The organism is Tautonia rosea (assembly GCF_012958305.1).
GTDB lineage: Bacteria > Planctomycetota > Planctomycetia > Isosphaerales > Isosphaeraceae > Tautonia > Tautonia rosea.
This window is the reverse complement of record NZ_JABBYO010000017.1, coordinates 76,161-88,419: the sequence shown is the minus strand read 5'-3', so window position 1 is coordinate 88,419 and position 12,259 is coordinate 76,161. Positions and strand designations below refer to the sequence as shown.

The window sequence follows — 12,259 nt, the reverse complement described above, 5'->3', positions numbered from 1 at the left end:
CGATTCCTTCGATCCCCGTTCCGAAGGCGAATTTTGATGAGCCAGCAACCTGTCGATCCGACCCCTCCGACTCCTCCGGCCGAGCCGCCGAAGACGCCGAAGCCTCCCCGTTCCTCGTCCTGGCTGAGCCGGGTTTTGATCGCGCTGATCGTTCTCGGTCTGGGGGGATTCCTCTTCTGGAAGCTGGTTGGTGCCGACCTGTATGAACAGGTGAAGGAATATCAGCTTGCGGTCGAAGATCGCGACCTTTCGGCGCCGGTCGGGTATCTCGGTCTGAACTACCGGAAGGAATACAACTCGCGCCCACCCCAATTTCACTTTGAGGAGGACGGGAAGAAACTGCTCTGGGCCTCGATCGGCGATGGCGAGACCCCGGACTTCTATGACGTGACTGAGGCGCAGTTCGACCCACTGGTGCTCCAGGGCGGCTTCGGCCGCGACTCGATTCCGGGGGTTGATTACCCGATTGTCCAGGCCCCCGATGGGGAGATTGCCCAGAACATCGGCGATCGGAACGAGGTGGTGGGCGTGGTGCTCGAATCCGGCCCGCGTGCCTATCCGCTGGGAGTCTTGACGAAGGTCGAGGTGGTCAACGATTTCGATGGTGAAACACCCATCGCGATCGTCTATGCGCGGGGTCCGGACACGGTGCGTCTCTACCGTCGCGACATCGAGGGCACCACGGTGACGCTCGGCACCACCGGCTACGCGACCGACGAGAAGGTCCCATTGTTCTACGACCGGAAAACCAAGAGCCTTTGGCTGGAAGAGCCCGACGGCTCGGCCCTCTCCTGTGTCAACGGCGAGTACGTCGGCACCACGCTGCCGGCGCACAAAGCCCTGGAACGCCTAACCTGGGGCGAGTGGGTCGGGCAGTATTCGGACACCGATGTGGTGGTCGGCAACGATCGCTCGCAGCCGATTCCGGAGGAGTGATCGATCGCGGAATTGCGGGAAGCGGGCTCTCCACCGGAAATGGGGACAGGCGCCTCGAAGACTTGGAGCCAGTCCCCGTTTCCTAACGCGCAAGAAGGTCAGCGAGAACCGCGATTAGTCCCCGACCGCGACGCTTCGGCGTGCCGATGCCGAGGGGGAGGAGCGGGGCTTGAAGTCGGCCTTGTCGATGGCGTGAATCCGGAGCTTCTCACTGATGCTCCGGCGAGAGAGCCCGCTGTGGGCGGCCGAGCGGTCGATGCGGCCTCGGTAGCGTTCGAGGACGCCGCAAAGGTAAGATCGCTCGATCCGCTCGGTCAGCTCTCGGGTAATCTCGTGCAACGGCCGGCGGACGTCAAAACTCAGGTCGAGTGCGCCCTCGTCGGGGCCTTCGGCGAGATAAGGGGGCAGGTGCTCGACACGGACGACCTCTCCCGGAGCGGTGATCGCCAGTTGCTCGACCAGGTGCTCCAGCTCGCGAACATTGCCCGGCCAGTCGTAGCGGGCCATCCGGCTGAGGGTCTCGCGGGCGAAGGTCTTCTCCGGGTAGCCGCGTTCGCGGAAAAGTTCGAGAAAATGGTCGACCAGCAGCGGGAGGTCTTCCACCCGATCGCGAAGCGGCGGCAGGTTGACGGTGACGACGTTGAGCCGGAAGAACAGGTCTTCGCGGAAGGTTCCCTCAGCCACGGCGCGACGGAGATCGACATTGGTTGCGGCGAGAATGCGGGTGTTGACCTGCAACGTCTCGGTGCCTCCGACCCGTTCGAAGGTGCCGTCCTGCAAGACGCGGAGCAGCTTCGCCTGCACGCCGAGGGGAAGCTCGCCGATCTCGTCGAGGAAGAGGGTGCCCCCCTCGGCCAGCTCGAACCGACCCTGCTTGCGGCGGTCGGCCCCGGTGAAGGCCCCTTTTTCGTGGCCGAACAGCTCGCTTTCAAGCAACGGCTCGGGCAAGGCCGCACAATTGACGGCGACAAGCGGGCCGGATCGGGTGGCGTCGGCCAGGTGAAGGGCCTGGGCGACCAGCTCCTTGCCGGTGCCGGTTTCACCGGTGATCAGGACGTTGCAGTGGGCCGAGGCGACGCGCTCGACCCGCTCGAACACGTCTCGCATGCCGGGGCTGGTGCCGAGCAGGTTGTGAAAGCCGAACCGCTGGCGGAGCCGGTCTCGGGCGTCGTTGACCTCGTCGAGCAGGCTGCGGTCGGCCAGGGCGCGCTCAACAAGGACCTGGACCTGATCCGGGTCGATCGGCTTGGTCAAAAAGTCGTAGGCGCCAAGTTTCATGGCCTCAACGGCCACGTCGATCGAGGCGAAGGCGGTCATGACGATGACCGTCACCGGCAGGTCGCGCTGCCGGATCTCGCGGATCAGGTCGAGCCCGTCGATCCCCCGGCCGTCCATCCGCAGGTCGGTGAGCACGAGCGAGAACTTGCCGTCGACGATTCGTTCCAGAGCCTCGGTGCCGTTCGTGACGACCTTGATCCGGCGATCGGGTCGGCTGAGCAACAACGAGAGCTGCTGGCAGGTCAGCTCGCTATCATCGACCACGAGGATGCGTCGATCCATGGCGCTTCATCCCGGTTGAGCAAGGCCCCCGGGCCCCTCCTGGGCAGGCCCGGATTCGCCACTCGGGGCACTCCGGCCCCGATCCGGCGACAGGCGGGAAGTTCCCGCCCGGTGGCGCATCATGCGAAACGTTGCAACTGACTATGGTCCGCGAGCGGTCCTCTGTCAAGACGTTTGACCCCCTTCGCGTGCTCATGCGATCACGCGCGGGAATTGCCCAGGTGATGGTCGAGGAACTGGTACGACCGTTCCCGGACGTCGGGCGGGAAGTCGTGCTCGTCGTCCGGATACTCGACGACGAGGTGATCGGGAGCCCCCAGCAAGCGGTAAATCGGCGTCGCCGCGGCGATGCAGACGCGAACCCCCTCGACCTCGAAGTTTGCATCCCGCAGCGGGGAATTCGAGAAGAACGGCCGGGGAGCCAGAGCCCCGATGAGTTCGGGAAAATCAAACGGCATCCGCGCCGGATCCGTCCCGAACTTCGAGACGATCCGGGGCATGTACCCCTTGTGCGACCAGCCGGCGATCTTCCCCTCGTAATAATACGGGAAGCTGTTGTAGCCGCAGGAGGAGACGATTGCCTTCACGCGGTCGTCGAAGACGGCCAGGAAGATCGAGTTGTGCCCGCCGAGCGAGTGGCCGATGGCGCCGATGCGGTTAGGAGCGACCTCGGGACGGCTGGCCAACAGGTCGATGCCGCGCATGTGGTTCCAGATCCCCTTCATCGAGGCACTGGCGTAGCCAAGGGCGTAGGGATCGACCGTGTATTCGCCGAAGTTCGGATAGTCAGGGGTCAGGACGACGTAGCCCCGCTCGGCCAGCTCCTTGGCCGACGAGCGATTGGGACGGGCGTCGACTCCGACCGGCTCGTCCTTGCCCGACCGCACCGTCTGGTGCAGGCAAATCATGGCCGGGAAGCCCCCCTCGGGAGGGTCGCCGTCGGGAATCGAGAGCCAGGCCGGCACGCGGTCGCCCGGCTCGCTGGCATAGGTGACGTGAATGCGCGTATAGCCGTCCTCGGACACCGATTCGCCGTACTCGGGGGCCAGGGGGACCCGGCGTTCGCCGCCGGGGAGCGTCCCCATCACCTCCTGAAGGTGAAACAGGATGTGCGCCCGTCTGACGTCCCAATCGCTCGGCGAGGCGATGGGATGAGATTCCCCCTCACCGTCGATCACCACGGTCAGGTCGGTGTGGTCGTCGTAGGTCGGGGCCTTGAGCGAAGAATCGGGCTGACGGTACATCGTGGTGCGGCTCCGGAAATGCTTGGCTCAGGCCGGGGCCGTTCAGGTCGTCGACATGTCGCTCAGACCTCGGCCAGATCATCGCCCTTGTTGTACGGTCTGGAGGAGTGCGAGGCAACGGCCAGTCCCCGGCCCTCTCCCCCGAGTTGAGGGAGAGGGTGGCAAACGTCTGGCGGCCAAGGAAGTTGGGGGGATCTCTAAGACATCTCCGAGGTCAAGCGTTATCGGATCAAGGGGCGTGGTACACTGAAGGCCACGTCTCCGGGGTGCCGGTCCCGCCCGGCGCGGTCGATCGACGAGCTGCGATGAGGAATCGCGAACACAAAAGGCGAATTACCAAAGGAGCGTCTGCCATGAGGAACTGGCACGGCCGAGCCACCGTCTCGATGGCCCTGGTGCTGTCGGGGGCCATTGCCGTCTTCGCGCAACAGGGAGGGGAAGACTCGAAGGACGCTTCCGACGTTGCGCCGCTCCGGGTGCCGGACGCCCGGCAGGTGATTGAGCCGATCGCCCCCGACCTGCCCGGCACAATCGTCGATCGCCTGCAAGACGGGCAGTATGTCGAGGCCGCCGCCCTGCTCGACGCATGGGGATCGGGCGACGAGGCCGACGCCGACCGCCGCGCCTATGCCGCCTGGATTCGAGGCGTGGCGCTGCGCCTGGGCAAGCAGCCGGATCAGGCCAGGGACGTCTTGACCGCCGCCCTCGATGCCGACCCCGACGGCCGATGGTCGGTCAAGCTCCGCTCTGAGCTGGCCGCGACCGAGCTGGCCGCCGATCGTCCCGAACAGGCCGAGGCCCTGGCCCGCGCCCAGGTCGAGACCTTGCTCGACCCGGCGCGCAAAGACAGTCTGGCCGGCGTGTATGTGGCCTTCGCTGATCGCCTCCTGGAGCCCGAGCAACCCTCTGCCACACCCGATCCCGAGGCCGCGCACGCCCTGCTCGACCAGGCCCGATCGCTGGCGAAAGGAGACGAGCTTCGCGCCAGGATTCGCTTCCGGATGGGCTTGGCCAGCCAGCAAAGCGGAAACCACGGCCGAGCCGTGGACGAATTTCAGGATTACATCGCCTCGTTCGAGGAAGGAGCGGATCGGCCTCAGGCGAGGTTCCATCTCGGGGAGTCTCAGCTTGCCCTCGGCCAGGCGCTTCCGGCCCGATTGACCTGGACCGACCTGGCCCGCGACCTTGAGAACGTCGATCCCGCGAAGGACGTGAGGGCCGACGCCCTCTTCCAGATCGCCCGGACCTACGGCATTCCTCAGCCGCCCGACGACACGAGCCTCGACCTGGGCATTGCCGCCCTGCGTCGCTATCTCGACGCCTTTCCCGAACACGAGCAGGCCGTGAAGGCCGCGGCCTGGATCGGGACCTCGGCTCAATTCCGCGGCCAGAGCCAGCGGGCGCTCGATGCCTTCCGCGCCTTCCTCGCCGAGGAGTCGTTCCGCGTGACGACCGACGCCGCCCGCGAAGACCTGGCCGAGCTTCGGATGACCGTCGCCTTTCAGGTGGCCCAGGTTCTTCGTCAGCAGGAACGCTTCGCCGAGGCGATCGACGCCTTCCGGGGCTACCTGGCCCAGTATCCCGATGGTCCGCAATCGGCCGACGCTCAGCGCGAGATCGTCAACACGCAACTCATGATCGCCAACGATCACTTACGCAAGGAACAATTTGACGATGCTCGGTCCTCGTTCCGGCAGTTCGTCACTCAATATCCGCTGGATCCAAGAGTGCCGGAGCTGTTGTTCCAGATTGGCGAGAGCTTCGCCCAGCAAGAACGGTTCGATGAGGCGATTGCCGCGTGGGAGACGCTGATCGGCAAGTTCCCCGGCACCGAGCCGAGCGGCCACGCCCAGTTTCGCATCGGCGAGGTGCTGGAAGTGGAGCGGCGACAGCCCGAGCAGGCTATCGACCGCTACAAGCGCGTGGCGGTCGAACCCTGGCAGTCACGGGCGACGCAGCGTATCGTCATCATGGAATCGACCGAGCTGACGGTCGTCACCCCGCGTACGTTTCGATCGGGCGAGGTGCCGATCCTGGAGATCACGACCCGGAATATCGAAACACTGACCTTCCGATCGTTCACCCTGAACCCCGAGTCGTACTTCCGCAAGAAGCACGCCTTGAAGGGGGTCGAATCGCTTGATGTGGGGCTGGTTGCGCCGGATGCCGAGTGGACGGTCGAGGTTCCCGAGTTCACCAAGTATGCGCCGATCAAGCATGAGTTTGCGTTAAACACGCTTGAGGTTCCGGGCGTTCACGTCATCAAGGTGAGCGACGAGGAGAAGCTCCAGGCGACGACCCTGGTGATCGGCAGCGATCTGGATGCGATCGTCAAAACCTCGCGTGACCAAATGCTCGTCTTCGTGCAGGATATGGTCAAGGGGTCGGGACGCCCAGGGGCTCGCGTCCTGGTGTCGCAAGGAGGCCAAGTGATCGTCGAGGAGACGACGGGAGACGACGGCGTGGTCCTGGCCGACTGGCCGCAGCCGAGGGACCCGGGCGCTCCCCTGTCGTACCTCGTGATCGACGGCCCGCACGTGGCCGGGACCGGCCTGGGCGTGCCGCAGCAAGTGGCGCGCGGCCTGAGCCCGAGGGCGTTCCTCTACACCGACCGCCCTGCCTACCGGCCAGGCCAGCAGGTCGAGCTGCGCGGGGTGGTCCGCGAGGTGAAGGAAGGCCAGTATGATCATGTGCCGGGGGCGACGTATCGCCTGGAGGTGATCGACAGCCGAGGGCGTCGGATCATCGAGAAGGAGGTCGCGCTCTCCGACTTCGGCACTTTCCATGAGTCGATCCCGATTGATTCGTCAGCCCCGGTCGGATCGTATCAGATTCGGCTGGAACAGCCGGGCAAGAGCAGTTTTTCCGGGGCGTTTCAGGTTCAGGCATACCAGCTCCGCAAGGTCGATCTCACCATCGACCTGCCGCGATCGGTCTACTTTCGCGGCGAGACGGTCGAGGGGAAGGCGATTGCTCGCTACCAGTACGGCACCCCCTTGGCGGGGCGATCGATCCTGGTGGAGCTACCCGACGGTCGCACGCTCTCGGGAGAAACCGATGACAACGGCGAATATGAATTTGTGTTCGAGACGACCGGATTCGGTGAGGAACAGCCGTTGATGATCATCGGCCGCCTGCCTGAGGAAGGGGTGGCTGTTTCCGGATCGGCCATGCTGGCCGTGCGAGGCTTCCGAATCGACCTGTCCACGCCTCGCGATGTCTATCTTGACGGGGAGGCGTTCCGCCTGACCGCCCGCACGATCGACGCCCTTGGCGAGCCAACCAAGGAGGCCTTGGAACTGGCCATTCTGAAACGGGTGGGTGAACGTGGGGTGATCGCCGAGCGTCAGGTGGAGACCAAATCCTTCGAAACCGATGACGCCACCGGGACGGCGTCGGTCGATCTGGTCATCAACGATTCCGAAGGAGGTTCGTACGTCCTTCGGGCCTCGGGAACCGACCGCTTCGGCAACCCGATTGTCGCGGAGCGAGTGGTGACGATCTCCGGCTCCGAGGACGCCGAGAAGCTCCGCATCCTGGCCGATCGCCTCGCCTTCAAGGTGGGTGAGCAGGCCGAGGTAAATCTCCATAACCGATCGGGCACTGGGCCCGCGATCGTGACCTGGGAGGCCGATCGCATTCTCGACTATCGCATCGTCACCCTGAACGATGGTGAGAACGTCGTCTCCTGGGATGCGAGCGACGCTCAGTTCCCGAACGTCACCCTGGCCGCGGCCCGGATGGCCGATTCGGCGTTTTACACGGCTCAGGCCGAGATCACCCTGCAACGGGATCTCCGGGTGACGATCGAACCGGCGAAGGAGCGTGTCGGACCGGGGGAGGACTTCGAGGTCGTTCTGACCGCGACCGACCAGCTTGGCAATCCGGTGAAGGCCGAGTTGTCGCTCGCGCTCGTCGATCGAGCCCTCCTGCGCATGTTCGACGATCCGCATCCGCCAATCGGCCCATTCTTCTATGATCAGATTCGCACCGGCGCCTTTGCGACCGAGGCGACCAACACCTTCCGCTACGCCCCTCCGACCGAGCCGATCGCCGATGCCCTGCTCGAAGAACAACAGCGAGAGGATCTGACCGTCCTGATGTCACAGGAGTCCGAAGCCGTCCGCGCCCAGGCAGGTCAAATGATGGGCATGGGTGGAGGTATGGGAGGCATGCCAGGCATGCCAGGTCCGGATGGCCTGTTTGCCGCACCGAGTGCGGCTCCTGCCTTGCCCGAGCTTGCCGCCGAACCCTTCGGAATGATTGCGGCGGATGCGGCGGCTCCCATGGTGGACGATGAAGGGGTGGCCCTGGGTCGTCGGATGCGAGGAGCGGCTCCTGCCCGGCCCAAGTTGGGATACCTCGGTCAGGAGTTTGCTGATCGTCGTGGTGGGGGGCGTTTCGATACGGAGGCGCCTGTCACTCGTCAGCAGTTTGTCGAGACGGCCTACTGGAACCCGAGCATCGTGACCGGCGACGACGGCACGGCCCGCGTCACCCTGACGGCGCCGACGGCCCTTTCGCGCTACGAGTTCTCGGCTCGTGGAGTCACCGGCGCCGACACACTTGCGGGGCAGACGACCGCCGACGTCCAGGTCGCCCAGGATTTCTTCGTCGAGCTGAGCGTGCCGAGCATCTTGACGGAAGGGGACCAGCCCCGGTTCCTCGCGCGGGTGCATCACACCGGGGTGAAGGGACGGGTCGAGCTTCGCCTGGGGTCGTATGCGACCGGCCAGGATCGCGAGGATCCGAAGACGATTGAGGTGGACAGCGACGGCGTGACCGAGGTCCTTTTCGATCCGATCCCGATTCCTGACGCGACCTCGATCGAGCTGACCCTCACCGCTCGTGCGGGCGACAAGGCCGACGAGATCCGGACCAACGTCCCGGTCCGTCCCTGGGGCGTGCAGGCGATTGCCTCGGCCTCGGGATCGAGCCGAGACGATGCCACCGTCTTCCTCGAATTGCCGAAGGGACGACGCTACGACGCTCCCGAGATGCTCATCACGCTCTCGCCGTCGATTCAGCGCATGCTGATTGAAGTGGCCCTGGGCCAGCAGTTCTGGTTCCGATCGGGCGGGATCGACCGCGACCTGGCGCGCATTTGTCTGCCGCCGTCGAACTCGATGGCCGATCGGGCGTCGGATCTCCTGGCCGCGACCGAGGCCCTAGTGTACCTCCGCAAGGTGGGCGGGGCCGACGCCCCCGAGGCCGCTCGTCTGACCGATCGCATTCGAGGGCTTGTGGCCGAGCTGGTGGGCCTGCAAAACGATGACGGCGGCTGGCCGTGGGTGCCGTCGCGGCCGGAATCGCCGGGCGCGAGCGATCAACTCACATCAGCATCGGTCCTTTGGTCACTCTCAATGGCCGAGTCGCTGGGATTGCTCAGCGATCGCTCGGTGGCCGATCGGGCGGTCGGATGGCTGGAGCAGCAATTCGCCCAGCTCGATGCGGGCGACCGCGACACCCGGGCCGCCCTGCTCCACGCCCTCAGCACCCGAGGCCGCGCCGGATTCGAACAGGCGAACCGCCTGAACCGCGATCGCCAGGATCTTTCAAACAGTGCGCTGGCGTTCCTTGCGTTGACGTTTGCGAATCTCGATCGGTCGAGCCTCGCCGCCGAGGTGCTCGGGGTGCTTGGACCCCGATCGAAAACCACCGCTCCCGAACCCGGTGCTCCCTTGCAACGCTACTGGGAGGCCGACACCCGCCATCCCTTCTTCCAGACAACGACCGAGGTGACGGCCCTGGCCACCCTGGCGTATGCTCGGGTGCGGCCGACCACCCCCGAGGTGGACCAGGCCGCCGCCTGGCTCCTCGCCCATCGGGTCGGCTTCGGCTGGAACCCGCCCAAGGCAAAGGGCTCGGCAATCGCCGCCTTGGGCCGCGTCTTCGCCGAGGCCGACGCTGCGGGGGACAATTATCGACTGGTGATTACGGTCAATGACGAGGAAGTCCACCGCATTGAAGTCTCCGGACGCTCTGAAGGCCAGGCGATCCGCGTGCCTCGCAAGGCGATCGATCCCGCCGCTCGCAACCGAGTCCGCTTCAACCTGGAGGGTCGGGGGACGTTCGGCTACGCCGTCACGCTCACCGGATTCACCCGCGAGTTCGGTCCGGATCAAGACAAGCGCAATCGTTCCTTTGTGATCGATCGCCGCGTGGTCCTGGCCGCGGCGCCGGAGTTCGAAGGCAAGCCGCTGCCCACCGGTTTCTCGGTGGCGGTCAACCCGCAGACCTTCCGGAACGAGGTCTCTCAGGTGGCCCTCGGCGGTCGGGCTCGTGTGGAACTGTCGGCCAGCCGGTACATCCGATCGGGCCAGCCGACCTGGGAGCGCGAGTTCCTCGTGATCGAGGAGCCCCTGCCCTCCGGCGTGATGCTGGTCGAGGACTCGATCCAGACCAGTGCCTCGCATTATGAGGTGAACGACGGACTGCTCACCCTCTTCTTCGCCCCCGACCAGTATCCGGGGACGACCACGTATGATGTCTTCGGCAACCTTTCGGGGACCTTCCGTGCCCTGCCCCCTTCGATCCGGAGCGCCTACGACCCCGGTCGTGCCCACCTGGGCGAGCCGACGAATCTGACCGTGCTGGAACCCGGCCGGTCGTCGACCGATCCCTACCGACCGACCCCGGATGAACTGTTCGCCAGGGGCTCGGCCCTGTTCGAAGACGATCGATTCGCCGAGGCAGCCGAGGCCCTGGGGGCACTCTGGTCCGGATACACCCTCCGCGACGACATCGCCCGACAGGCCGCCCGGATGCTCCTGACCGCACACATTCGGCTCGATCAACCCCGGCCGATCGTCCAGTTCTTCGAGATCCTCCGCGAAAAGGCCCCCGAGATCGTGATCCCGTTCTCAGAGATCGCCGCCGTCGGCCGCTCTTATGCCGCGATCGGCGAGCCGGAACGAGCCTATCTCGTCTGGCGGGCCACCGCCGAGGCGAGCTACCTCGAAGACGCCCGCGTGGGCGAGGTGCTTCGCCAACGTGATCGTCCGCTCGAATCCGTCGCGTACTTGCTCGACCTCTGGCGAACCTCTCCGAAAACCGCGTCCATCGAGAGTGATTTCTTCGCGCTCTCTCAGGTGCTGGCCGGGCTCGCGAGTCAGGCGATGGAGGACCCGAGCCTCCGGAAGACCCTGCTCGATGCCGAGGTGGCCCCGCCGCAGTTGCTCTTGCAGTCAATTCGGCTGGTGCGAACCTTCCTCGCTCAGTCCCCTGATAGCCCGATGGCCGACGAGGCGAGCCTGGCCCTGGTCAACACGTATCTTGACCTGAACGATCATGAAACCGTGGTGACGCTGGCCGAGCGGTACGCCGATCGCTTCCAGGAAAGCACCTATCTCGATAGCTTCCGCTACTCTGAGGCCCTTGGCCGCTTCCGTCTTGGTCAGTACGACCGCGCCATTGCCGTGGCCGAGACGATTGCCGCCGCCACCTATCGAGATGACCGCGGGGCCGAGATCCCGAGCCCGAACAAGTGGCAGGCGATTTACATCCTCGGCCAGATCTTCCACGCCCGTCGCGACGCCGCAAAGGCTGTCTCCTTCTACGAACAGGTTGCCGACCGCTTCACCGACGCGGCCGGAGCCATCCGGCAACTGACCCGAGAGGAGCTGGAACTCCCCGAGGTCACCGAGATTCATCCTGCGGTTGCTCCCGAGGTCGCCGCCGGTGGCGATGGAGTCGTCCGAGCCTTCCTCGACGAGGACGACAACCCGGCGGACGAGCCGTCCGTATCGCTCCGCTCGCGCAATATCAAGGAGGCGGCTGTGACGGTCTACCCGGTCGACCTGATGCGGCTCTATCTGACGCGTCGCAGCCTCGATGGGATTGCCGGGATCGACCTGGCGGGGATCACTCCTCTCGTCGAGACGACGGTGCCCCTCTCTGAAGGAATCGACTTCGATGCGCGATCGACCGACATTGCCTTGCCCGTCGAATCGGAGGGGGCATATCTGGTCATGATCCGAGGAGATGATCGCTATGCCTCGGGGATCGCGCTGGTCAGCCCGCTGGAGCTGGATGTACTGGAAGAACGGGGGGCCGGTCGCGTTCGCGTGACCGTTCGGCTTGCGGAGACCGGCGAATTCCTGCCAGGCGTGCAGGTTCGCGTGATCGGATCGGGTAATGAACGGTTTTTCAGCGGAGAAACCGACCTGCGCGGCGTCTTCGTGGCCGAAGGTGTCCGCGGCCAGGTGACGGCCGTCGCCCGCCGCAACGGCGATCAATACGCCTTCTTCCGAGGTGAAGCGCTCGTCGGTCCTCCCGAGAGTCCGGTCCAGGCTCCCGAACCGATGGAGCCGGCCGAGGCGTCGCTCGAAGAAAACCTTCGCTTGCAAAATCGCTCGAATCAGCTTCGTCAAATGGAACGCCTTGAACAGCGATTCCAGGAAGGCGGAGGGAAGGGCGTGCAGGTGGATAAAGCGTACTGATCGGGAGAGTTCGTTCGGAGATTTGCGATGTGCCATGGCGATCCGACCCAGATTTGCCTGGGTCGGATCGACATGGCA

The 12,259-nt window shown here is 65.2% G+C and carries 4 protein-coding genes; 2 read left to right on the top strand and 2 right to left on the bottom strand.

The window, feature by feature from the left end:
• The first annotated feature begins 36 nt into the window (after positions 1–36).
• On the top strand, positions 37–936 hold the full coding sequence (locus HG800_RS23100) for a DUF3179 domain-containing (seleno)protein (protein ID WP_169980008.1): 900 nt from the start codon (positions 37–39) through the stop codon (positions 934–936).
• A gap of 114 nt (positions 937–1,050) precedes the next feature.
• Here HG800_RS23100 and HG800_RS23095 read toward each other — a convergent pair whose 3' ends face one another.
• On the bottom strand, positions 1,051–2,496 hold the full coding sequence (locus tag HG800_RS23095; RefSeq protein ID WP_169980006.1) for a sigma-54-dependent transcriptional regulator: 1,446 nt from the start codon (positions 2,494–2,496) through the stop codon (positions 1,051–1,053).
• A 200-nt stretch (positions 2,497–2,696) separates the two neighbouring features.
• Positions 2,697–3,740 (bottom strand): alpha/beta hydrolase family protein, encoded by a 1,044-nt coding sequence (locus HG800_RS23090; protein ID WP_169980004.1) that lies wholly within the window; start codon positions 3,738–3,740, stop codon positions 2,697–2,699.
• A gap of 353 nt (positions 3,741–4,093) precedes the next feature.
• Between HG800_RS23090 and HG800_RS23085 the strand changes: the two genes are divergently transcribed.
• Positions 4,094–12,181 carry an MG2 domain-containing protein gene (locus tag HG800_RS23085; RefSeq protein ID WP_169980002.1) on the top strand — a complete coding sequence of 2,696 codons (8,088 nt, stop codon included), beginning with the start codon at positions 4,094–4,096 and terminating at the stop codon, positions 12,179–12,181.
• Positions 12,182–12,259: the final 78 nt, after the last annotated feature.

Coding starts and splice junctions, on each gene's coding strand:
- HG800_RS23085 (WP_169980002.1), top strand. CDS start 4,094: ATGAGGAACTGGCACGGCCGAGCCACCGTCTCGATGGCCCTGGTGCTG.
- HG800_RS23095 (WP_169980006.1), bottom strand. CDS start 2,496: ATGGATCGACGCATCCTCGTGGTCGATGATAGCGAGCTGACCTGCCAG.
- HG800_RS23090 (WP_169980004.1), bottom strand. CDS start 3,740: ATGTACCGTCAGCCCGATTCTTCGCTCAAGGCCCCGACCTACGACGAC.
- HG800_RS23100 (WP_169980008.1), top strand. CDS start 37: ATGAGCCAGCAACCTGTCGATCCGACCCCTCCGACTCCTCCGGCCGAG.